19 protein-coding genes and 1 pseudogene are annotated in these 22,526 nt (G+C 70.9%); 13 read left to right on the top strand and 7 right to left on the bottom strand.

What is annotated here, in order from left to right; genetic code table 11:
- Genes GE300_RS05835 through GE300_RS05800 form a run of 8 tightly spaced genes read left to right on the top strand, consistent with a single transcriptional unit; the run spans position 1 to position 7,019 of the window.
- Positions 1 to 666 (top strand): amino acid ABC transporter permease, encoded by a 666-nt coding sequence (locus GE300_RS05835; RefSeq protein ID WP_154445628.1) that lies wholly within the window; start codon positions 1 to 3, stop codon positions 664 to 666.
- Positions 667 to 683: 17 nt separating this feature from the next.
- Positions 684 to 1,613: an N-carbamoyl-D-amino-acid hydrolase gene (locus GE300_RS05830; RefSeq protein ID WP_154445627.1), complete on the top strand. Its 930-nt coding sequence runs from the start codon at positions 684 to 686 to the stop codon at positions 1,611 to 1,613.
- Position 1,614: 1 nt separating this feature from the next.
- A complete protein-coding gene (locus tag GE300_RS05825) occupies positions 1,615 to 2,229 on the top strand; it encodes a flavin reductase family protein (protein ID WP_154445626.1) in 615 nt (204 codons plus the stop codon).
- 16 nt (positions 2,230 to 2,245) lie between these two features.
- Positions 2,246 to 3,181, top strand: a complete 936-nt coding sequence (locus tag GE300_RS05820; RefSeq protein WP_154445625.1) for a dihydrodipicolinate synthase family protein — start codon at positions 2,246 to 2,248, stop codon at positions 3,179 to 3,181.
- Complete coding sequence (locus GE300_RS05815) at positions 3,181 to 3,966, top strand: SDR family oxidoreductase (protein WP_154445624.1); 786 nt, start codon at positions 3,181 to 3,183, stop codon at positions 3,964 to 3,966. Before GE300_RS05820 ends, GE300_RS05815 begins: the two co-directional genes overlap by 1 nt.
- A 10-nt stretch (positions 3,967 to 3,976) precedes the next feature.
- Positions 3,977 to 5,449, top strand: coding sequence for a dihydropyrimidinase (hydA, locus tag GE300_RS05810; protein ID WP_154445623.1), 1,473 nt, complete (start codon positions 3,977 to 3,979; stop codon positions 5,447 to 5,449).
- A complete protein-coding gene (locus GE300_RS05805) occupies positions 5,446 to 6,099 on the top strand; it encodes an aspartate/glutamate racemase family protein (RefSeq protein ID WP_154445622.1) in 654 nt (217 codons plus the stop codon). Before hydA ends, GE300_RS05805 begins: the two co-directional genes overlap by 4 nt.
- The gene (locus GE300_RS05800) at positions 6,099 to 7,019 is read left to right on the top strand and encodes a LysR substrate-binding domain-containing protein (protein ID WP_154445621.1); all 921 of its coding nucleotides are present in this window, start codon (positions 6,099 to 6,101) and stop codon (positions 7,017 to 7,019) included. The genes GE300_RS05805 and GE300_RS05800 overlap by 1 nt, the downstream gene beginning before the upstream one ends.
- 16 nt (positions 7,020 to 7,035) lie before the next feature.
- On the opposite strand, the gene GE300_RS05795 is transcribed toward GE300_RS05800, so the two are convergent.
- Positions 7,036 to 8,655 carry an acyl-CoA dehydrogenase family protein gene (locus GE300_RS05795; RefSeq protein ID WP_154445620.1) on the bottom strand — a complete coding sequence of 540 codons (1,620 nt, stop codon included), beginning with the start codon at positions 8,653 to 8,655 and terminating at the stop codon, positions 7,036 to 7,038.
- 129 nt (positions 8,656 to 8,784) lie between these two features.
- Here GE300_RS05795 and GE300_RS05790 point away from each other — a divergent pair, with 129 nt between their 5' ends.
- Genes GE300_RS05790 through choV form a run of 4 tightly spaced genes read left to right on the top strand, consistent with a single transcriptional unit; the run spans position 8,785 to position 12,041 of the window.
- On the top strand, positions 8,785 to 9,711 hold the full coding sequence (locus GE300_RS05790; protein ID WP_154445619.1) for a choline ABC transporter substrate-binding protein: 927 nt from the start codon (positions 8,785 to 8,787) through the stop codon (positions 9,709 to 9,711).
- 52 nt (positions 9,712 to 9,763) lie between these two features.
- Positions 9,764 to 10,597, top strand: coding sequence for a choline ABC transporter permease subunit (gene choW / locus GE300_RS05785; protein ID WP_154445618.1), 834 nt, complete (start codon positions 9,764 to 9,766; stop codon positions 10,595 to 10,597).
- On the top strand, positions 10,594 to 11,004 hold the full coding sequence (locus GE300_RS05780; RefSeq protein WP_154445617.1) for a GFA family protein: 411 nt from the start codon (positions 10,594 to 10,596) through the stop codon (positions 11,002 to 11,004). The genes choW and GE300_RS05780 overlap by 4 nt, the downstream gene beginning before the upstream one ends.
- Entirely contained in the window at positions 11,001 to 12,041 is a 1,041-nt protein-coding gene (gene choV / locus GE300_RS05775) for a choline ABC transporter ATP-binding protein (protein WP_154445616.1), read from the top strand. The genes GE300_RS05780 and choV overlap by 4 nt, the downstream gene beginning before the upstream one ends.
- A 97-nt stretch (positions 12,042 to 12,138) precedes the next feature.
- Here the strand turns inward: choV and GE300_RS05770 are convergent.
- From GE300_RS05770 to GE300_RS05730, 6 genes and pseudogenes are all read right to left on the bottom strand, one after another.
- Positions 12,139 to 12,429 (bottom strand): annotated as a pseudogene (locus GE300_RS05770) (transposase); the annotation flags it as partial.
- A 188-nt stretch (positions 12,430 to 12,617) separates the two neighbouring features.
- Positions 12,618 to 12,992, bottom strand: a complete 375-nt coding sequence (locus tag GE300_RS05765) for a response regulator (protein WP_154445615.1) — start codon at positions 12,990 to 12,992, stop codon at positions 12,618 to 12,620.
- Positions 12,993 to 13,017: 25 nt separating this feature from the next.
- Positions 13,018 to 18,180, bottom strand: a complete 5,163-nt coding sequence (locus GE300_RS22865; protein ID WP_325063125.1) for a PAS domain S-box protein — start codon at positions 18,178 to 18,180, stop codon at positions 13,018 to 13,020.
- Between the two features lie 219 nt (positions 18,181 to 18,399).
- Positions 18,400 to 19,743, bottom strand: a complete 1,344-nt coding sequence (locus GE300_RS05740) for a nickel pincer cofactor-dependent isomerase, group 22 (protein ID WP_154445614.1) — start codon at positions 19,741 to 19,743, stop codon at positions 18,400 to 18,402.
- Between the two features lie 3 nt (positions 19,744 to 19,746).
- Entirely contained in the window at positions 19,747 to 20,481 is a 735-nt protein-coding gene (locus GE300_RS05735; RefSeq protein WP_154445613.1) for a FadR/GntR family transcriptional regulator, read from the bottom strand.
- Positions 20,478 to 21,233: a FadR/GntR family transcriptional regulator gene (locus GE300_RS05730; RefSeq protein ID WP_154445612.1), complete on the bottom strand. Its 756-nt coding sequence runs from the start codon at positions 21,231 to 21,233 to the stop codon at positions 20,478 to 20,480. Before GE300_RS05730 ends, GE300_RS05735 begins: the two co-directional genes overlap by 4 nt.
- 295 nt (positions 21,234 to 21,528) lie before the next feature.
- Between GE300_RS05730 and GE300_RS05725 the strand changes: the two genes are divergently transcribed.
- Positions 21,529 to 22,482: a TAXI family TRAP transporter solute-binding subunit gene (locus GE300_RS05725; RefSeq protein ID WP_154445611.1), complete on the top strand. Its 954-nt coding sequence runs from the start codon at positions 21,529 to 21,531 to the stop codon at positions 22,480 to 22,482.
- Positions 22,483 to 22,526 lie beyond the last annotated feature (44 nt).

The raw sequence follows: 22,526 nt of genomic DNA, 5'->3' as shown, positions 1-22,526 counted from the left end.
ATGGAAAAGTTCGCCGAGCAGTTCCTGAACCTCGAGATCATGGCCGCCGCGTGGCCGACGGTGGTGCAGGGCCTGTGGGTCACGCTGCTGATCTGTCTGGTGGTGATCCCGATGGGTATGGCGGGCGGCCTGCTGGCGGCGCTGGCGTCGCTGTCGCCGCGGCGCGCGGTGCGCTGGCCGATGATCGCCTTCGTCGACTTCTTCCGCGCCATCCCGCCGCTGGTGCTGCTGATCTTCGTCTACGCCGGCCTGCCGTTCGCGGGTCTGGACATCAGCCCGTTCACGGCGGTTGCCGTGGCGTTTTTCCTCAACAATTCGGCGTATTACGGCGAGATCTTCAGGGCCGGCCTGCTGTCGGTCGGCACCGGGCAGGCCGAGGCCGCGCGCTCGACCGGGCTGACCGCCGGGCAATCGCTGGCGCATGTCGTGCTGCCGCAGGCGGTGCGCAACGTGCTGCCCGACCTGATCTCGAACACGGTCGAGGTGGTCAAGCTGACCTCGCTCGCCTCGGTGGTGTCGCTGGGCGAGATGCTGCACCAGGCGGATCTGGCGCGCTCGGTCACCTACAACGCCTCGCCGATCGTGCTGGCGGCGGGGATCTACCTGGCAATCCTGTGGCCCTGCGTCCGGCTGATCAGCCGGTTCGAGCGGCGCATGGCAACATAATCTACCGGAGGAACGAGATGCGGGAAATCGTGATCGGGGGCGCGCAGATGGGCCCGATCCAGAAGGCCGACAGCCGCGCGGCGGTGGTCGCGCGGATGATCGCGCTGCTGGACCGGGGGGCCGACGGGGGCTGCGATCTGGTGGTGTTCCCCGAGCTGTGCCTGACCACCTTCTTTCCGCGCTGGATGATGGAGGACCAGGCCGAGGTCGACCGGTGGTTCGAGCGCGAGATGCCGAACGGCGCCACCGAGCCGCTATTCGCCCGCGCGCGAGAGCGCGGCATCGCGATCAGCTTCGGCTATGCCGAGCTGACGCCCGAGGGCCGGCATTTCAACACCTCGATCCTGACCGACCGGACCGGGGCCATCGTCGGCAAGTACCGCAAGGTGCACCTGCCGGGGCATGCCGAATACGACCCCGACCGCGCCTTCCAGCACCTGGAAAAGCGTTACTTCGAGCCGGGCGACCTGGGGTTCCGGGTGTGGCGCAACATGGACGCGTGGATGGGCATGTGCATCTGCAACGACCGCCGCTGGCCCGAGACCTACCGCGTCATGGGCCTGCAGGGGGCGGAGCTGATCACCCTGGGCTACAACACGCCCTCGGTGAACAGCCAGATGTCGGACGAGGGTCCCGAGCAGCGGCTCTATCATTCCGAGCTGTCGATGAAGGCCGGCGCTTATCAGAACTCGGCCTGGGTGGTGGGCGTGGCCAAGGCCGGCGACGAGGACGGCCACCCGCTGCTGGGCGGCAGCGTGATCGTCGATCCCAACGGCTTCGTCGTCGCCCGCGCCGAGACCGAAGCCGACGAGCTGATCGTCCACGCCTGCGACATGGACGCCTGCACCTTCGGCAAGGAGACCATCTTCGACTTCAAGCGCCACCGCCGGATCGAGCATTACGGCCGGATCTGCAGCCAGACCGGCGTCGAGCATCCGGGGGATTGAGATGCACCTGGACCTCGACGCGCTGTCCCCCCGCGACCGCTACAAGCTGCTGACGGCGGTGGTGATCCCGCGCCCGGTGGCGTGGGTGACGACCGCAAGCGTTGACGGCGTGGTGAACGCGGCGCCGTTCTCGTTCTTCAACGTGTTCGGCGAGGATCCGGCGACGGTGATCCTGGGGCTGGAGCATCGCGCGGGCGGCGCGCGCAAGGACACCACCCGCAACATCGACGCCTCCGGCGAGTTCGTCGTGAACATCGCCACCCCGGCGCTGACCAAGGCGATGGTTGCGACCGCCGCCGCCTACGGCGCCGACGAGGGCGAGCCGGCGGCGCTGGGCCTGGCCACCGCGGCCTCGGTCAAGGTGCGCCCGCCGCGGCTGGCCGATGCGCCGGTGGCGATCGAGTGCCGCAAGATCGTCGCGCTGGCATTCGGGCCGGGGCGCGAGGTCCTGGTCGGGCAGGCGGTGGGGCTGGCGGCGCGCGACGGGCTGATCGACGCCGACCGGCTGCACGTCGACTGGGGCGGCGACTGGCCGGTGGCGCGGCTGTTCGCCGACCGCTATGCCCGCCTGGAAGAGATCGACCGGCACCCGATCCCGACCGTGCCGGCAAAATGACCCAAACGGAGACAACATGAGCAATCTGATCCACCGGGAGTCCGACGGCGTGTTCGTCATCGCCGCGACCCCGTTCGCCGAAAGCGGCGCGCTGGACCTGGAAAGCACCGACCGCATGGTCGACTTCTACCTCGATGCCGGCGTCACCGGCATGACCATCCTCGGCATCATGGGCGAGGCGCCGAAGCTGGCCGGGGACGAGGCGCTGACCTTCGCCCGCCGGGTTCTGGACCGCGTCGCCGGCCGGGTGCCGGTGATTGTCGGCGTTTCCGGCGCCGGGCTCGACAACATGGCGCGGCTGACCGGCTCGGTGATGGACGCGGGTGCCGCCGGGGTGATGGTCGCGCCGCCCCCGGGGCTGACGCCAGAGGACCGGCAGAAGGGCTATTTCGCGCAGGTTTGCAAGGCCTTGGGTGGCGACGTTCCGATCTGCCTTCAGGACTATCCGCTGACCCTGAACACCTGGTTCTCGGTCGAGACGATCCTGCAGCTGACCGTCGAGCATCCGCAGATCGTGATGCTCAAGCACGAGGACTGGCCGGGTCTGACAAAGCTGTCCCGCGTGCGCGCCGAAAGCGGCACCGGCGACGTGCCGCGGCTGTCGATCCTGACCGGCAACGCCGGCCTGTTCCTGCCGATGGAGATGGCGCGCGGCGCCGACGGCGCGATGACCGGCTTTGCCTACCCCGAGATGATGGTGCAGGTCGTGGCGCGCCACAAGGCGGGCGATCTGGACGGCGCCGAGGACCTGTTCGACGCCTACCTGCCGCTGGTCCGCTACGAGCAGCAGCTGGGCATCGGCCTGGCGATCCGCAAGCAGATCCTGCACCGCCGCGGCGTGCTGGCCGCGCCGACGGTGCGCGCGCCGGGGCCGAAGCTGACCGACACCGACCTGGCCGAGCTGACTCGGCTGATGACCCGCCTCGAGCGGCGACTGAAGGAGCTGGGCTGATGGATCTGGGACTGAAGGACAAGCGCGCGCTGGTGATGTCGTCGAGCCGGGGCCTGGGCCTTGGCATCGCGCAGGCGCTGGCCGCCGAGGGCGCCGAGGTGCTGCTGACCGGGCGCTCCGAGGACAAGCTGCAGGCGGCGGCCGAGGCGATCAACGCCAGGGGGCAGGGCCGTGCGCGCCGGGTCGCCTGCGATCTGAACGACCCGGCCTCGGTCGACGTGCTGGCGCAGGCTGCCGCCGACATGGGCGGGGCGGACATTCTTGTCGCGAATACCGGCGGGCCGCCGCCGGGGCGGATGGCCGACGCCGACCAGCAGGTGCTGGAGGCGCAGATGCAGGCGATGGTGTTCCGGGTGACGGCGCTGGCGGCGAAGCTGGTGCCGCACATGCAGGCGCGGGGCTGGGGGCGGATCATCGCGATCGGCAGTTCCGGCGTGATCCAGCCGATCCCGACGCTGGGGCTGTCGAACATGATCCGCTCGGCGCTGGTCGGCTGGTCCAAGTCGATGTCGAACGATCTGGCCGCCGACGGCATCACCGTGAACATGCTGCTGCCCGGCCGGATCCACACCGAGCGGGTGGACGAGCTGGATGGCGCCGCCGCCAAGCGCACGGGCAAGGACCTGGACGCGGTCCGCGCCGCCAGCCGGGCGACGATCCCGGCGGGCCGCTACGGCACCGTGCAGGAGTTCGCCGACGTCGCCGCATTCCTGGCCAGCGAACGCGCATCCTATGTCACCGGCAGCCTGGTGCGCTGCGACGGTGGCCAGATCCGCGCTGTCTGAGGGGGGAGCCATGGAGTTCGATCTCGTCATCCGCGGCGGCACCGTCGCCACCGCCTCGGACACGTTCCGCGCCGATATCGGCATCCGCGATGGCCGCGTCGTTGCACTGGCCGAAGGGCTGGAGGCCGCGGACACGATCGATGCCACCGGCAGGCTGGTGCTGCCCGGCGGGATCGAGGCGCATTGCCACATCGCCCAGGAAAGCGCGACCGGGGGCATGACCGCGGACGACTACCGCTCGGGCTCGATCAGCGCGGCATTCGGCGGCAACTCCTGCTTCGTGCCGTTCGCCGCGCAGCACCGCGGCATGGGCGTGACCGAGACGCTGGATCTTTACGACAGCCGGGCGCAGGGCGCGTCGGTGATCGACTACGGCTACCACCTGATCGTCGCCGACCCGACGCAGAAGGTGCTGACCGAGGAATTGCCGGCGGCCTTCGCGCGCGGCGTGACCTCGTTCAAGGTGTTCATGACCTACGATCTGATGCGGATCGACGACAGCCAGTTCCTGGATATCCTGACCGTCGCGCGCGAGAACGGCGCGCTGACCATGGTCCACGCCGAGAACAACGGCATGATCAAGTGGATGTCGGACCGGCTGCTGGCCGGCGGGCACTCGACCCCGCGCTATCACGCCGTCAGCCATCCGGCGCTGGCCGAGGCCGAGGCGATCAACCGCGCGATCATGCTGGCGCGGCTGGCCGACGCGCCGCTGCTGATCGTGCATGTCTCGACCCCCGAAGGGGCGGGGCTGGTGCACGACGCACGGCTGGCCGGGGCCAAGATCTTCGGCGAGACCTGCCCGCAGTACTTCTTCCTGACCCGGGACGATCTGGACCGGCCGGGGATGGAGGGGGCGAAGTTCATGTGCTCGCCCCCGGTGCGCGATCCGGCCACGCAGCAGGTGCTGTGGCGGCACCTGCAGGCGGGCACCTTCAGCCTGTTCTCGTCCGACCACGCCCCCTATCGCTTCGATGACAGCGGCAAGCTGTCGAAGGGGCCGGACGCCACGTTCAAGCAGATCGCCAACGGCATGCCGGGGCTGGCGGTGCGCCTGCCGCTGCTGTTCAGCGAGGGCGTCGCCGCCGGGCGGATCACCCTGCAGCAGTTCGTGGCGCTGTCCGCGACCAACGCCGCGAAGATCTACGGCATGCACCCGCGCAAGGGGACCATCGCGGTCGGCGCGGACGCCGACATCGCGATCTGGGACCCGGACCTGACCCGCACCGTGCGGCTGCAGGATCAGCACGACAACATGGACTACACCCCCTACGAGGGGCGCGAGCTGACCGGCTGGCCCGTGACCGTGCTGTCGCGGGGCGAGCGGGTGATCGACGGCGGCGCGCTGGTGGCCGAGCCCGGGCGCGGCAAGTTCATCAAGCGCGACCGGATCGATCTGACCGGGATGCCCGGGCACCGCGCGCCCGAGACCGACCCCGCGCGGAACTTCGGCGCGCGCATCCTGCCGGAGGGCCCGGCATGACCGGCCACGTCGTCGTCATCAACCCGAACTCGAACGAGGCGGTGACCGAGGGGCTGCGCGCCGCGCTCGCCCGGTTCGCGTGGCCCGGCGGTCCGCGGATCGACTGCGTGACCCTGGCCGAGGGGCCGTTCGGGATCGAAAGCCAGCTCGACAGCGACAGCGTGGCGCTGCCGCTGGCACGGCTGGTTCGGGCGCGCACCGACGCCGCCGCCTTCGTCATCGCCTGCTATTCCGATCCCGGCATCGACGCCTGCCGCAGCGTGACCGCCGCGCCGGTGTTCGGCATGCAGGAGGCCGGGGTGATGACCGCGCTGGCCCGCGGCGACCGGTTCGGCGTCATCGCCATCGCCGAGGCCTCGATCCGCCGCCACCTGCGCTACCTGCGGCGGCTGGGCGTCACCGGCCGGCTGGCGGGCGAGCGGCCGCTGGGCATCAGCGTCGACGAAAGCGCCCGCGGCGCGGGCACGTTCGACCGGCTGGTCGAGGTCGGCAGCGCGCTGAAGGGCGACGGCGCCGACGTGATCCTGCTGGGCTGCGCCGGGCTGTCGGCGCACCGCGCGCGGCTCGAGGCCGCGCTGTCGGTGCCGGTGATCGACCCGACCCAGGCGGCGGTGGCGATGGCGCTGGGCACGCTGCTGGCGGCGGGCTGATGCGGATCGACCGGCGCAACGATCTGTCGCTGCGGCTGCTGGAGATCTTCGGCACGATGATGCTGCGCCAGACCACGGTCGATGCGGCCGCCGATCTGGGCATCTCGCAGCCGGCGGTGTCGCTGGCGATCAAGCAGCTCGAGGGCCAGCTCGGTTTCCAGCTGTTCGAGCGCCGCAGCCGCCGCCTGCAGCCGACCGAGGAGGCGCGCAGCCTGTTCGCCGAGATCGAGCCGATCTTCCTGCAGCTGCGCGCGGTCGAGGGCCATGTCCGCGACCTGCGCAAGGGCACCGCCGGCAAGCTGCGGGTGATCGCCACGCCGCCGCTGGGCCATTCGGTGATCCCGGTGGTGCTGCGCAATTTCCTGGCCGAGCGCCCCGGCGTGTCGGTGCAGTACGACGTGCGCCGCCTGGAGCATGTGATCGAGGAGGTCGAGACCGGCGCGTCGGAACTGGGCGTGGTGCTGGGGCTGAACAGCCACCCGGCGGTCGACGTGCGGGTGCTGCGCAGCGATCACATGGTGGCGCTGGTGCACCGCGACCACGCGCTGGCCGGGAAACGGGTGCTGAGCCCGCAGGACTGCGCCGCGCATGGCCACATCGGCCTCGACAGCGCCTCGCGGCTGGGGCTGGCGACGCAGATGTCGTTCGAGAAGGCCGGCGTGCCCTACCAGCCGCGGGTCGAGGTGCGCTACTGCCACACCGCGGCGGTGCTGGCGAACTCGGGCCTCGGGGTGGCGGTGGTCGACAGCTACACCGCCGGCTTCCTGTCGCACCTGGAGCTGTCGGTGCACGCGTTCGCGCCCGAGATCTCGGTCGGCGCCTGCCTGCTGACCCGCCGCGACGCGACGCTGTCGCGGCTGGCGCAGGGGTTCGTGGCCGAGATCGAATCGGTGCTGGGGCTGGTGCCGCCCGCCGGCTGACCGCGGGCCGCAGGGCCTAACCGGGCGGCGCGATCCGGTCCAGGATGCCGGCGAGGTCCAGCCCGGCGACGCTGCCGGCGATCTGCCCGCGCTGGCCGGCGACGCGGCTGGCGACGAAGCCGTCCGCCACCGGCGCCGGGGCCGAACGGATCAGCACCGAGGCGGTCAGCAGCGTGGCCAGGCTTTCGGCGAACCAGCGCGCGCCGGCCTCGTCGGGCATCGTCGGCCAGCGCGCCCGGTGCGCCTTCAGCCCGGCGTCATAGGCGCGGTCGGCGCCGCCGGCGGCGTCAAGTTCCGCGTCCAGCGCCGCCGCCGCCTCGGGGGCGCGGGCCAGGGTGCGCAGGATGTCCAGACAGATCACGTTGCCGGCGCCTTCCCAGATCCCGTTCAGCGGCGCCTCGCGGTACAGCATCGGCAGCGGCGTCTCCTCGACGTAGCCGATGCCGCCCAGCGCCTCCATCGCCTCGGCGATCACCGGCCCGCAGCGCTTGTTGTTCAGGAACTTGGCCAGCGCCACCGCGATCCGGGCCAGCGCACGCTCGCCCGGATCGTCGAAGGCGCGGGCGCAGCGCAGCGCCAGCGCCAGCGCGCCCTCCCAGTCCAGCGCCAGGTCGGCCAGCACCGCGCGCATCAGCGGCTGGTCGATTAGCCGCTTGCCGAACGCGGTGCGTCCGGTGGCCCAGCCGTGCGCTTCGGCCAGCGCCGCGCGCATCAGCCCGGCGGGGGCCATCGCCGTGTCCAGCCGGGTGTGGTGCACCATCTCGATGATCGTGCGCACGCCCGCGCCCTCGTCGCCCAGCCGCCAGGCCAGCGCGCCGGCGTACTCGATCTCGGCCGAGGCGTTGGCGACATTGCCCAGCTTGTCCTTCAGCCGCAGCAGGTGGATGCGGTTGCGGCCGTCCTCCAGCCAGCGCGGCACCAGGAAGCAGGTCAGCCCGCCGGGCGCCTGCGCCAGGGTCAGGAAGCCGTCCGACATCGGCGCCGAGCAGAACCACTTGTGCCCGGTCAGCCGGTAGGCGTCGCCGTCGGGCTCGGCCCGGGTCGTGTTCGCGCGCACGTCCGAGCCGCCCTGCTTCTCGGTCATCGCCATGCCCAGCGTGACGCCGCGCTTGGCCGCCACCGGCATCGCCGCCGGCTCGTACAGCCCCGAGATCAGCCGCGGGCGCCAGATGGTCTCCAGCTCGGGCGCGGCGGCCAGCGCCGGCACCGCGGCATAGCTCATCGTCATCGGGCAGCACACCCCCGGCTCGAGCTGGCTGAACAGGTAGACCAGCGCCGCGTGGGTGACGTGCCCGCCCGCCGCGCCGTCCCAGGGCAGCGCGGCATAGCCCAGGCCCAGCCCCTCGTGCAGCAGCCGGTGATAGCCGTCGTGAAAGCGCACCTCGTCCAGCCGCGCGCCGCCGCGGTCGTGGGTGACCAGCCGCGGCCGGTCGCGCCGCGCCTCCTGCGCCGCGTGACGGATGTCGGCGGCCGCCAGCACCGCGCCGGCGCGCTGCAGCACGCTGTTGCGGCCGCCCTGGCGCCCGGCGTGCGCGCGCAGCGCCGCGTCCTGCGCCCACGGGTCCGGCGCCGCGGCCGCCGGCTGGTTCTCGACCGCATGGGTATCCAGATCGCGCCGGCCCGGCAATTCGGCCATGGGATCGTCCCCCGGTTGACGGAAAAATCGTACAGCACCGCGCGTCGCGGCGAAAGAACCCCAAGCGGGGGTTGCAAGACCGCCACCGCGCCGCGTTAACTGTGCCATCGAGGCCAAATCACAGGGAGAATGCACATGAGAACCGCGATCACCGCAAGCGCGCTGACCTTGGTGGCGGGCATGGCGGCCGCGCAGTGCGAAACCGTCACCTTTTCCGACGTGGGCTGGACGGACATCACCGCCACCACCGCGGCGACCACCGTGGTGCTGGAGGCGCTGGGCTACGAGACCGAGGTCAAGGTGCTGTCGGTGCCGGTGACCTACACCTCGATGGCCAAGGGCGACATCGACGTGTTCCTGGGCAACTGGATGCCGACGATGGAGGGCGACATCGCCCCCTACCGCGACGACGGCAGCGTCGAGACCGTGCGCGAGAACCTGGAGGGGGCGAAATACACGCTGGCCACCAACGCCGCCGGCGCGGCGCTGGGCATCGGCGACTTCGCCGACATCGCCGCCCATGCCGAGGCGCTGGACCAGACCATCTACGGCATCGAGCCGGGCAACGACGGCAACCGGCTGATCATCGACATGATCGAGCAGGGCGCGTTCGGGCTGTCCGAGTTCGAGGTCAAGGAAAGCTCGGAGCAGGGGATGCTGGCGCAGGTCGACCGGGCCAGCAAGCGCGACGAGCCGGTGGTGTTCCTGGGCTGGGAGCCGCACCCGATGAACGCGAACTTCGATCTGACCTACCTGACCGGCGGCGACGACTTCTTCGGCCCCGACCTGGGCGGCGCCACGGTCTACACCAACGTCCGCGCCGGCTATGTCGAGGAATGCCCGAACGTCGGCCAGCTGCTGCAGAACCTGAAGTTCACGCTGGAGATGGAGAACGAGATCATGGGCGCGATCCTGAACGACCGCGAGGATCCGCAGGACGCGGCCCGCGCCTGGATGGCGGCGAACCCGGACATGGTGATGGGCTGGCTCGACGGCGTCACCACGCTGGACGGCGGCGACGGCAAGGAAGCCGTCAGCGCCGCGCTGGGGCTGTGATCCCGCGCCCCCGCCGCCCCCGGCGGGGGCGGCCTGAAGCAGAAGGACGTCCATGGACTGGCTGACCGAGAACAAGATCCCCGTCGGCGACGCCGCCGCGCGGCTGTTCGACTGGCTGCAGGCGAACGGCGCGTGGTTCTTCGACGGGCTCGCCGAGGGCATGGAGGCGCTGATCGACGGCATCCTGTGGGTGCTGCAGACGCCGCATCCGCTGCTGGTGGTCGCCGCGTTCGTGGCCCTGACCTGGGCGCTGCAGCGCAACTGGCGCACCTGCCTGCTGGTCGGCGCCGGGTTCCTGTTCATCCTCAATCAGGATTACTGGGAGGAGACCACCGAAAGCCTGACGCTGGTGCTGTCGGCCTGCGTGATCTGCATGGCGATCGGCGTGCCGATCGGCATCGCCGCCGCGCACCGCCCGGCGCTCTACAAGGCGATGCGCCCGGTGCTGGACCTGATGCAGACGCTGCCCACCTTCGTCTACCTGATCCCGGCGATCGTGTTCTTCGGCATCGGCATGGTGCCCGGGCTGATCGCCACGGTGATCTTCGTGCTGCCGGCGCCGATCCGGCTGACGCACCTGGGCATCAGCTCGACCCCCAAGGCGCTGAAGGAGGCGGTCGAAAGCTTCGGCGCGACGCCGTCGCAGGCGCTGTGGAAGGTCGAGCTGCCCTACGCCCTGCCGCAGATCATGGCCGGGCTGAACCAGACGATCATGCTGTCGCTGTCGATGGTGGTGATCGCGGCACTGGTCGGCGCCGACGGGCTGGGCGTGCCGGTGGTGCGGGCGCTGAACTCGGTCGATACGTCTCTGGGCTTCGAGAGCGGCATCATCATCGTCGTCGTCGCGATCCTGCTGGACCGCATGCTGCGGATGGAGGGGAAATGAGGCTGAACGGCGCCTGCCACTGCACGGCGGTGCGGTTCACCGTCGAGCTGCCCGAGGGGCTGGCCGGCGCGCGCCGCTGCGACTGCTCGTTCTGCGCCATGCGCGGCGCGGTCGCGGTGACCGCGCCGCTGGACGGGCTGACGGTGACGCACGGCGCCGACCGGCTGACGCGCTACACCTTCAACACCGGCACCGCGCAGCACCATTTCTGCGCGGTCTGCGGCATCTACACCCACCACCGGCGGCGATCGAACCCGAACGAGTACGGCGTCAACCTCGCCTGCCTCGAGGGGCAGACGCCGTTCCTGCCCGAGGTGCAGGTGATGGACGGCCGCGCGCACCCCTCGGACGGCGGTCCGGACCGGGTCGCGGGGGTGCTGCGCTTCACCCCGGCGGAGGCAGGATGAGCCGCCCCGCCGTCACCTTCGATCGGGTCTCGATCGTGTTCGGCGACGCGCCGGACACGGCGCTGCCGCTGATGGACAAGGGGCTGGACCGCACCGAGGTGCAGCAGCGCACCGGCCAGGTCCTGGGCGTGCACGACTGCTCGCTGCGGGTCGACGAGGGCGAGATCGTCGTGCTGATGGGGCTGTCCGGCTCGGGCAAGTCGACGCTGCTGCGTGCGGTCAACGGGCTGAACCCGGTGGTGCGCGGCGGCGTCACCGTGCACGACGGCGACTGGTCCTGCGTGCCCGGCCAGTGCAGCCCGCAGGACCTGCGCCGGCTGCGCCGCGAATGCGTGGCGATGGTGTTCCAGCAGTTCGGCCTGCTGCCCTGGCGCGACGTGCGCGACAACGTGGTGCTGGGGCTGGAGCTGGCCGGGGTGCCGCGCGCCGAGCGCATCCGCCGGGCCGATGCGCAACTCGAGCTGGTGGGCCTGTCCGACTGGGCCGACCGCAAGGTGGCCGAGCTGTCGGGCGGGATGCAGCAGCGTGTCGGGCTGGCGCGCTCGTTCGCGACCGAGGCGCCGATCCTGCTGATGGACGAGCCGTTCTCGGCGCTCGACCCGCTGATCCGCACGCGGCTGCAGGACGAGCTGATCGAGCTGCAGCAGAAGCTGCAGCGCACCATCGTCTTCGTCAGCCACGATCTGGACGAGGCGTTCAAGCTGGGCGACCGGATCGCGATCATGGAGGGCGGGCGGATCGTGCAGGCGGGCACGCCGCAGCAGATCTATTCCGATCCGGTCAGCGAGTATGTCGCCGATTTCGTCGCCCACATGAACCCGCTGGGGGTGCTGACCGCCGCCGACGTGATGCAGCCCGTAGCCGGCCCCTGCGCCGGCGCTGTGCCGGCGCGCGCCACGATCCGCGAGGTGATGCGGCGCCTGACCGGCAGCGACGCGCCGCTGCGGGTCGAAAGCGACGGCCAGCCGGTCGGCATGGTCACCCGCGACGGGGTGATGCGCAAACTCTCCGGCGCGGACCAGGATGCGGATGCATAATCCCTCACCCAGAGGCGTGAACAGGCGATGATGACTGTGGCCGGCTAGCTTCGGGTGGTTTTCTCATAGCGCGTGGCGAGCCGTCGCCTGCTGGTGGGCGGATGATCGGTGAGTCGATGACCTGCATGCTGTCCGGAGACTTTTCAGCAAGCGTTTCAAGCACATGCATCCAGACACCGGCCTTTGCCCACCGGTTGAACCGGTTGCAGGCGGTGGTGCAGGGGCCGTACCGCTCAGGCAGGTCCCGCCACGGAGACCCGGTCCTGAGAACCCGGAAAATCCCGTTCAGAACCCGCCTGTCATCCACCCGTGGAACGCCTCTCGGCTTGTTCGGGAGAAGCGGTTGGATCAGTGCCCATTCCACGTCCGTCAGATCACATCGTGCCATCCCTGCCTTCGGACTCGGAGACAGTGAGTCACGCCGTCCGCGTATCGCGAATCCCGTTCATGAGTACGGATCCCGGGCGCCGCACGCGACGGCATCGACGGCATCGACGGCGGGGCCGGGCGATCCGCGGGCGGACGGGTCTGTCGGAAATCGGCGCGAAGGCGCGGGCCAGGCCGGCCGCGCACCGGTCAGCCGTCGGGATCGGCCACCAGCCGCGCGGCGAGCACCTCGGGCGCGGTCGGCTTGCCGAACACCTCGACGTCGGGAAAGGCCTGCCGCAGCGGCTCGGGCAGGCCCACGCCGGTATGCACCACCACCGGCACGTCCGGGCGCAACCGCTCCAGCACCGGGCCGATGGTGCCGTCCGGCAGGTCGACGTCGACGATCGCGCCGTCGACCTGTTCCCGCTCCAGAATCCTCAGCGCCTGCGCGACGGTGCTGGCCGGGCCGACGGGGGTGCCGCCGACCTGCTCGACACCATAGGCGATGTCGAGGGCGATGAAGGGCTCGTCTTCCACGATCAGGATGCGCGCGCCCCGGAGGTCACAGACGACTTCTGACATTCTCGGAATGGTCCACCATGTTGCGTCAATGGGCAAGGCGGTCGTTCGCCGCCGAAAGATATATCTTCACGCCGTCTCTCGACCACTCGTAGTCTATTGTCCCGCCCAGCTGGCCCGAGGCACTCAGCCGTGCCAGCTGGCTGCCGAACCCGCCACGCACCGGCTCGCCCTGCACCGCGGGGCCGCCGGTCTCCGTCCAGGTCAGGCGCAGGCCGTCGCCGGTGTGCTCCCACGCGATGGCGACGGACCCGGTGGCCGACGACAGCGCACCGTACTTGGCGGCGTTCGTCGCCAGCTCGTGGAAGATCAGCGCGAAACTGGTCGCCGCCGACGGCCCCACGGGGACCGGCGGGCCGGACAGGTGCATCGCGTCCGGCCTGCCGCCGACATGCGGCGTCATGATCCGCTCGATCAGCGGCGCAAGCTGGGTCGGCGCGGAATGCGACCGGTTGGCCGAGATCGACGATCCGATCAGCTCGTGTGCGCGGGCAAGCGCCAGCAGCCGGCCGTGCAGCGACGCGGCCATCTCGTCGACGCTGCCCGCCCGGCGCGCGGTCATGTTCACCATCCCGGCGGTGATCGAGAACAGGTTCTTGACCCGGTGATTGAGCTCGCGCAGCAGCAGCTGCCGGGCCTCCTCGGCGCGCTTGCGCTCGCTGATGTCGGCGAAGTTGCAGACCGCGCCCTGCAGCTCGCCCTGCCAGACCACCGGCCGCACCCAGTACTCCACCGGGAACGACGAGCCGTCGGTGCGGAAGAACACCTCGCTGTCCACATGGGCCGGCTCGCCGGTGCGGGCGGTGCGGTAGATCGGGCAGGCGTCGGCCGGGTAGTGCGTCCCGTCCGGGTGCGAATGGTGGATCTCGTCGTGCAGCTTGCGGCCCAGCAGCTCCTGCTCGCTGGCGAAGCCCATCATCCGCAGGAACGCCGCGTTGCAGCGCGTGGCGCGGCCCTCGGTGTCGACGGCGTAGAACCCTTCGGCGGTCGCGTCGAGCAGCAGGGCGAGGTCCGCCTCGCGCTTCTGCAGGTCGGTCTCGATCTGCCGGCGCTGCTCGATGTCGATCAGCACGCCGGGAAAGCGCGTGGGGTTGCCGTCGTCGTCCAGCTCGCACCGGCCGTTGGCCTCGACCCAGCGGTAGGTTCCGTCGGCGTGCCGGACCCGGTACTCGGCGCGGTAGGAACCGCAGTCCTGCAACGTCTTCTCGATCAGCCGCTCGACCGCGTCCCGGTCGTCGGGATGGATCGAGGCCGCGGCCTCGGCGATGGTGATGCCATCGTGGCAGCGCTCCGGATCCAGGCCGAACGCCCTGGCAAAGCGCTCGTCGGCGGTGAACGTGTCGCTGGGGATGTGCCAGACCCAGGTGCCGATGATCGCCCCCGCGGCCAGCGCCAGTTCCATCCGTTCGCGCGCCACCTCCAGGTCGTTCTGCGTGCTGCGCAGCGCGCGCTCGGTGAAGCGCCGTGCCTCCAGCTCGTGCCGGGCCGACTGGTACAGCCGGGCGTTGTCGATCGCAATCGCCGCCTGCGCGGCCACGCCGGCCATCAGCTGTTCGTGGTGGGCGGTGAACCGCGCGACGTCCTCGTGCCCGAAGAACAGCCCGCCGATGACCTCGCCGGAGCGGGACACCACCGGCACCGCAAGATAGCTGCGCACCGGCAGGTGCCCCTCGGGCATGCCATGGTACGGCGCGTTCTGGCCGTAGCGCGGATCCCTGGTGATGTCGTCGGAGTGGATGATGCCGGTGCCGTCGAAGGTCGGCCCGAACACCCTGGTCTTGCGCGGCATCGGGAAGGTCTCGAACGCCTCCTTGTCCACGCCCGACAGGCTGTAGAGCGTGTAGCTGTCGCCGCGCGCGTCGGTGACGTTGTAGAAGAACGCGCCGAACTGCGCCCCGGTCAGGTCCACCCCCGCGTCGGTCACCAGCTGCACCAGCGCATCCAGGTCCAGCTCGCCGGCCAGCCCGGCGCCGGTGCGGTTCAGCGTCTCCAGCAGGCGGCGCTGGTCGTCCAGCGCCTGCCGCACGTCGTACCGCTCCAGCACCAGCGCCGCGGTCTGCGACACCAGCTCGAGAAAGCCTTCCTCCCGCGGCGACGGCTCGCGCGCCTCCACCGCGTAGATCGCGAAGGTGCCCAGCACGTTGCCGTGGCTGCCCAGGATCGGGCGCGACCAGCACGAGCGGAAATCCAGCTGCGCGGCGAGGCTGCGGAAATCCTGCCACAGCGGATCGGCGGTGATGTCGGCGACATGCACCGGCGTCTTGCGGTAGGCGGCGGTGCCGCAGGATCCGGCGCGGGGGCCGATCTCGATGCCGTCGACCGCCTCGGAGTAGGCCTCCGGCAGGCCGACCGCCGCGCCGTGGCGCAGGCGCCGCCCCCGCGGGTCCGCCAGCAGGATCGAGCAGGCGGTGTCGCGGCCCAGCGACCCCTGCAGCGAGCGCACCAGCTCGTCCAACACTTGGTCGAGCGGCTGATCCTTGAGCGCCAGCTCCAGCAGCGTGTTCTGCAGCGACTGCAGCGCCTCCTGGCGCTTGTGCGCGTCGATGTCGAGCACCGAGCCGACGTATCCCAGGAAGGTGCCGTCGGCGCCGAACCGCGGCGCCGCCGCGTCGATCGCCCAGCGATAGCTGCCGTCCCGGTGCCGCAGCCGGTACTCGAGCCGGAATGCCTGCTGCCGGGAATTCGCCTCCCTGAACCTGCGTTCCGACCAGTCCCGGTCGTCCGGATGCACCGCCGTGAGCCAGCCGAAGCCCTCGGCCTCTTCGCGCCGCTGCCCGGTGAACTCGTACCAGGACCGGTTCAGGTAGGTGCACCGACCGTCGGGCCCGGTGACCCACATCATCAGCGGCGAATGATCGGCGATGTTGCGGAACCGCGCCTCGCTCTCGCGCAGCGTCTCGCCGGCCTCGCGCCGCACCCGGTACAGCGAGATCAGCGAGTCCACGCGGGCGACCAGCTCGCGCGCCGAAAACGGCTTGGTCAGGTAGTCGTCGGCGCCGGCGTCGAGCCCGGCGACCCGCGACTCCTCGCCGGCGCGCGCCGACAGCAGCAGCACCGGCAAATCGCCCAGATCGGGGTCCGCCCGCAGCGCCTGCAGCAGCTCGAAGCCGTTCATCCGCGGCATCATCACGTCGCTGATCACCAGCGACGGCCGCTGATCGCGCACCGCCCGCAGCGCCGCCTCGCCGTTCGCGACCGCGATCACCTCGTGCCGGTCCGCTTCCAGCAGCCGGGTCAGGTACAGCCGCAGGTCCGCATTGTCGTCGGCCAGCACGATCCGCGCGCCGGTGCGTTCCGGCGCCGGCGCGCGTGGCAACTCGTCGGCGTCGGCGATGATCTCGCTCGCCAGCCGCTCGGCGCCGGGCGCGGTCTCGTCGGGCAGCCAGCGCAGGGCTTCCTCGACGAACGGCTGGCGCAGGTTCGCATCCCCCGGCGCGGACGCGGCCGCCGCGATCCGTTCTGCCGGCAGGTGCGCGGTGCCCAGCGGAATGGCGACGGTGACGGTGGTGCCGACGCCCTCGTCGCTGGCGACGTCGATGGTGCCGGAATGCTGTTCCACCAGTTCCCTGACCAGCGACAGGCCGATCCCGGTGCCCTCGAAGGACCGTCCCTGCGCCCCCTCGACGCGGTGGAACCGGTCGAACAGGCGCGGCAGTTCGGACGCGGGGATGCCGGTGCCGGTGTCGCGGACTGTCAGCACCGCGCGCCCGTCCTGCGCGGCCAGCCGCACCGCGATCCCGCCGTCCAGCGTGAACTTGAACGCGTTCGACAGCAGGTTCAGGACGATCTTCTCCCACATGTCGCGGTCGACATGGACGGGTTCGGGCAGCGCGTGCTCGACGGTCAACGCGATGCCGGCCCGGTCGGTCGCGGCGCGGAACGACGACACCAGGTCGGCGGTCAGCGCGCCCAGGTCGGTCGGCTGGTAGCACGCCCGCACCCGGCCCGATTCGATGCGGGCGAAATCCAGAAGCGAGTTCACCAGCCGCAGCAGGCGCTGCGCGTTCCGCTGCGCCATCCTGAGTTGCCGGTGCTGCTCGGGCGCGATCGACTGCGGCTGCCCCAGCACGTCCTCGAGCGGGCCCAGCATCAGAGTCAGCGGGGTCCGGAACTCATGGCTGACGTTGGAAAAGAACACCGTCTTGGCCTTGTCGATCTCGGCCAGCGCCGCGGCCCGGCGCCGCTCGGCCTCGAACGCCTCGGCCTTGGCGATGGCAGATCCGACCTGGCCGGCAAGCAGGGCCAGAAACCCCTCGTAGCTTTCGTCGAGCGTGCGGTACGGGTTCAGCCCGGCGACCAGCACGCCGCGCGGCGCGGTGCCGTCGGTGCCGGCAAGCGGCAGCACGAGCGCCTGCGCCGGCGGCAGCGGCCAGGGGCCGGTCGGCAGCGGCGCCTCGCCCGCCACCCCGGCAAGATCGACCGACACCGCTTCGTCCAGCTCCAGCACCGAGGCGAACGGCCAGACCAGGTGGCGGCCCGTATCGACCCGGTCCGGAAACAGACGCCGGTCCCCGTCGGGCAGTCCGGCGACCGCGGCGCGTTCCAGTCCCTCGTTCTCCTGCAGGTAGATGGCGGCGAAGGGGACGTCCTGCGGGATCGCGGCCAGCGCCCCGGCGGCGCGCCGGCAGGCATCGCCGGCATCGGTCGCGTCCACGGTTTCCGCCGCCACCTCGCGCAGCAGCGCAAGCTGGCGCTTGCCAATGATGCCCGGCGTGTCGTCGGTGCTCGCGCAGATGATGCCGCCGACACCGCCGTCGTCGTCCGGTATCGGGCTGAACGAGAAGGTGTAGTAGGTCTCCTCCGGATAGCCGTTGCGCTCCATGATCAGCATCTGGTTCTCGACGTAGACGCCCTCGTCGCCCTGCATCGCGGTGGCCAGCAGCGGCTTGATCTCGTCCCAGATCTCGGGCCAGACCTCGCGGATCGGCCGGCCCAGCGCGGCCGGGTGCCGGCCGCCGATCACCGACTTGTAGGCGTCGTTGTAGAGATAGGTCAGGTCCTTGCCCCAACCGATCCAGATCGGCTGGCGCGACGTCAGCATGATGCGGACGGCCGTCTTCAGGCTTTGCGGCCACCGGTGCGCCGGGCCGAGCGGCGATGCGGACCAGTCGTGCGCCCGGATGGCTGCGCCAAGTTCGCCGCCGCCCTTCAGGAAGCCCGACCCGTCGAGGGTCTGATCCGGATTTCTCACGATGCTCCCTGGTTGCCCCGCTCGCCGGCTGTTGGATGCGCTGGCGGTCCATATATCGCGGGTGCGCGCCCCGGCCAGCGCGTTCTCGCCGGCGCGGCGTTCGGTGCGCCATGCGCGAACGATCGCGGTCAACCCTGTTTCAGGAAATGATTGCCGTTTTATTCTAATGTCTTAAAGGGTTTACACGGTGAAATTCACGAAATCACGGTGTAATCCGTGTCACGCGGCCGGTTCCGGCCACGGGTCGGCCAGCAGACCGTCGCGGAACCGCATGTCCTGCGGCGGGCCGATCACCTGCACGTTGCCGCGCGCCTCCAGCTCCGGCAGCATCGCCTCGGAGGCGTAGAAATGCTCCAGGTGCAGCGTGTTCGGAATGCGCAGCAGCCGCGGGCGCGACAGGTCGGCCGCGCCGCAGGTCCGCACCGCGGTCTGGATCGCGGTGCGGTCGTCGGGCATCACCATCGGCATCTTCGCCTGCACCAGCACCGTCGAGGTCAGCGCGTTGGCATAGACCGCCTCGCGGTCGAACGCCGCCTCCAGCCGTGCGGTCACCACGTCGGCGCGCGCCGCGCCGTTGCCGTTGCCGTTGCTGCGCGGCGACAGCTCCAGCGCCGCCAGCCGGGCGATGTGCAGCGTCGCCGTCATCTTCGGCGACGAGAACCGGTGGGTGATGTTCGGGTCCATGCCGGTGCCCGAGAATTCCTTGCCGATCTGGTCCACCACCAGCACGTCCAGCTGCCCCTCGGCCATCGGCGCGTCGACCGGCCCCAGCGGCAGCCGCGGCATGTTCGCCATCGCCTGCCGCAGCAGCGGCTGTTCGGCCTCGATCAGCCCGGCGCTGTCCAGCACCGCGATGTGGCCCAGCTGGTCGTAGGCGTTCTCGACCGTGCCGACGCCGAACAGCACCTTGCAACGCTCCAGCTTCATCCGCGCCATCGCATCGATGTAGACCGGCACCGCGTCGATGCCGCGGGCGTGGCAGTTCTCGGCCCCCGACTGCTTGCCGAGACCGATCGCCAGCATCTTCGCCAGCCCGCTCTCGTTCGGCGCCCGGAACGAGGTGTGCGGCTTGATCCGGTTGAACAGCACGATGCCGTCGGCCTCGTGCGCCAGCCGGTCGATGCGCACCGACATGCCGTTGTCGAGCCGGCCGACCTCGACCGTGTCCATCGACGAGCGGATCGCGCAGCCGATGCTGGCCTCGGTGACGCCGAGACTGGCCAGCAGCCGGGTCTGGCCCTCGGCGGTGGCGCCGCCGTGGCTGCCCATCGCCGGCACCACGAACGGCTGCGCGCCGCGCGCGCGCAGGTCGGCGACGATGCCGCGCAGCAATTCGGGGAAGGCGGCGATGCCGCGGCTGCCGGCGGTGACGGCGACCGTCATGCCCGGATGGATCCTGGCGGTGCAGGGCGCCTCGGCCAGCGCCCGGCGCAGCGCGGCGACCGGATCGTCGATCCGCGTGGCCGCAAAGCTCTGCCGGCACAGGGCGACGCGGGGCAGGGGCGTGTCCTCGACCAGCCGGACATAGGCCGGGCGGGCGGTCGCGGTCGAAGCTTGGGTCATGGGCTATTCCTCGCGGGCGTGGTCGGTGATGCGCTGGCGCGCCTGCAACAGGTGGTAGGCCATCGCCAGCCCGGCGGCGTCGGCGTCGCGGCCGGCGATGGCGTCGAAGATCTGGCGGTGCTCGCGCATCACCCGCTCGATCCGCGCCTGCGAGCCGCCGCGGGTGATGCTCTGCGCGACCTCGATCGCGCGCTCGGTCGACTCGCGGGTGGCGTTCAGCATCGTCACGAAGGCCTCGTTGCCGCTGGCCTCGGCCACCGCCAGGTGGAAGGCGAAGTCGGCGTCCCGCGACGGCGCGCGCGCCCGCATGCTGGCCTCCAGCGCGATCAGCGCCGCCTCGATCCGGTCGATCTGCTCGGCACCGGCGCGGATCGCGGCATAGCGCGCGGTGGCCTTCTCGACCGTCATCCGCGCCTCGATCGCGCGCATCAGCCCGGCGACGCTGTCGGCCGGGGCGAACTGGATCAGCCCCTGCGGCGGACGGCGGCGCACGAACGAGCCGACGCCGCGCCGCGCCTCGATCAACCCGTCGTCGCGCAGCTTGCGCAGCGCCTCGCGCACCACCGGGCGCGACACCGCGAAGGCGTCGCAAATCTGGTGCTCGGACGGCAGTTTCTCGCCCTCCTTCAGCGCGCCGGACACGATCTGCTCGAGGATCTGCCCGTACAGCTGGTCGGTCAGCGTCACCCGCTTGCGGATCCGCAGCGTCGGCAGGCCGCCGTCGCCCGCGCCGATCATGACCGGCCCCGGCCGCGGTCGCGCAGCTGCCCCAGCAGGCGGTCGCTGGCGTCGGTCAGGTGGCGGCGCATCTGCGCGCCGGCGGCGATGGCGTCGCCCGCCTCGATCGCGTGCAGGATGCCGTCGTGCTCGGCGGCGGCGGCGCGGCCGGCGCCGCCCCGCCTTATCGCCTGCTGCCGGCCGGCGGCGACGGTTTCCCTCAGGCTGGCGGAGAGACAGGCGAACAGGTCGATGTAGTAGTCGTTGCCGGTGGCCGCGCAGATCGCGCGGTGAAAGCGCAGATCCGCCGCGACGCCCGCGCGGATGTCCGGCGCGGCGGCGGCGGCGGCCTGCCGGAACGCATCGCGCGCGGCGGCGATCTCGGCCAGGTCGCGCGCGCCGCGGCGCCGCGCGGCAAGGGCCGCCGCCTCGACCTCGAGGCCGAGGCGCAGCTCGAGGATCTGCGACAGCTTGCGAAGGTTCGCCATGTCGTCCGCATCGATAGCAAAACCGCGGCGCGGGCGGTCGCTGGCCACGACAGTCCCGCGGCCCTGGCGGCTGGACAGCAGTCCCTCTGCCTTCAGCCGCGACACCGCTTCGCGGATCACGGTGCGGCTCACCTGCATCTCGCGCGCAAGCGCGGCCTCCGACGGCAACCCTGTGCCCACGGGCCAGGCGCCGTCGGTGATGCCGTCGCGCAGCGCCCGGGAAACCTGGTCGCTGAGCGTCGCGCCGCGGGCAAGCGGATCGCCGATGGCGGGATTGTCATCCATACGGACCCTTATCGCAGCAAGCGGGACGATTGTATGACAACCTGACGTAAAATGCGCCCCTCCGGAGAACACGATCCTTGCCCATACGCGGCGAGTCACTGTTGAAGCACGCGATACGGGTTATGACAAGTCCCCCTTTGACCCGCCTCTGCTGTATTAATTATTGACAAGTAGCGATGGCCTCCGGAAGCTGGCGGCGGGTCGCGGCGCGGGGCGTCGCCACGGCGGCGGCCCATCCGGCGCGACCGGGGCCGGCGGCGCATAAGCGCCGAAAACAAATGTTGGGAGGAAACTCATGTTCACACTGAAACTGGCCGCTCGGGCAGGCGTTCTGGCCATCGCCATGGCCGGCGGAGGCGCGCAGGCGCAGGAGTTCGTGTTCGCCACCGGCTCGCAGGGCGGGTCGTGGTTCCCGGTGGGCGGGGCGATCAAGGCGGCGGTCGAGAAGGCCAACCCGGACGTCACCATCACCGTCACCCCGGGCGCGGGCGTCGCCAACGTGGTCGGCGTCGACAGCGGGCGGTTCCCGATCGCCTTCGCCAACTCGATCTCGACCGTCGACGGGCAGACCGGCAAGGAGCCGTTCCGCCAGGCGACGGAAAACGTCTGCAACCTGGGCGTGCTGTACCCGCAGTACTTCCAGATCATCGCCCTGGACAGCGCCGGGATCGAGACGCTGGCCGACTTCAAGGGCAAGCGGCTGACCACGCAGCAGAACGGCCACACCGGCGAGCTGCTGACCAAGGCGGCGCTGGCCTCGGTCGGGCTGAGCTACGACGATCTGGACGACGTCAGCCACGTCTCGTACTCGGACAGCGCGTCGATGATGAAGGACGGCCATGCCGACGTGTTCACCCTGGGCACGGCGATGCCGGCCGGCGCGGTGATGGACATCGCCTCGTCCCGCGACATCGACGTGGTCGGCATCGACGAGGAAACCTTCAGGATGTTCAAGGAACAGAACGCCGCCTTCCAGCTGCGCAAGGTGCCGGCCGGCGCCTATCCCGGCGTCGACGAGGAGGTGAACGCCGTCACCTACGACACCCACATGATCGCCGACTGCGACTTCGACGGCGCGATCGTCAAGCAGGTGCTGTCGGCGGTGCTGGACAACCTCGACTCGATGGCCGCGATCAACAAGAGCATGTCGAACCTGACCGCCGAGGAGATGGCCACCGACATCGGCGTGCCGATGCACCCGGCGGCGAAGGAGTTCTACGAGGAACGCGGCATCTCGTTCGACGGCTGAGCCCCCAGCCGGCCCGGGGCCGTTTCCGGGCCGCGCGGGCGGCG

The organism is Halovulum marinum (genome assembly GCF_009697225.1).
In the GTDB taxonomy this organism is placed as follows: Bacteria; Pseudomonadota; Alphaproteobacteria; order Rhodobacterales; family Rhodobacteraceae; genus Halovulum; species Halovulum marinum.
This window is presented reverse-complemented; position numbering and strand designations above follow the sequence as displayed.